We start from the raw sequence: 468 nt of genomic DNA, 5'->3' as shown, positions 1-468 counted from the left end.
TCGGCCATCGGCTGCAGTTGGCGAGTGTCATTGCCGTCCCGGGTCACCTCGTGGTGCAGCACTAGGCAATGCTTGTCATCGACGGCGCTTTGCACGTTGTAGGCGACCCGCGCCCCCTGCTGGGTTCGCATCAACTGGGCATCGGACTCGCCGATCACGAATTGCTCCAGCCCCTGGGCCTGCATCAGGACCTGGCAGGTCAGGTTGTCAGCATGCCGAGCCTGCAACTGTTCGAGGGCGGTCTTGACGGCCCCCCGGTCGATCCCTTCGCCGGCTTCGGCGCGGTCGGCTTCATCCAGATCGCTCAGATAACGAGCGATCTCGGCCTCCAGTCTGGCTTGCTGACGCTTGAGCCGCGCCAGGCTCAAGTGCTTGCGTCGTGAAGCCACCGCCTGAAACTTGCTGCCATCGATAGCCACCAACTGACCACCGATCAGCCCGACCTGACGGCAGAACTGCACAAAGGCA

At 63.2% G+C, this 468-nt stretch carries 1 pseudogene; it reads right to left on the bottom strand.

Features of this window, described 5'->3' with window-relative positions:
- Window positions 1–468, bottom strand: a pseudogene (locus DK254_RS00840) (IS5/IS1182 family transposase); the annotation flags it as partial.

The sequence above is a fragment of the Pseudomonas sp. RW407 genome, assembly GCF_003176655.1.
Classification (GTDB): Bacteria; Pseudomonadota; Gammaproteobacteria; order Pseudomonadales; family Pseudomonadaceae; genus Pseudomonas; species Pseudomonas delhiensis.
Note: the sequence above shows the minus strand (reverse complement) of the source record. Positions and strands in the feature narration are given on the sequence as shown.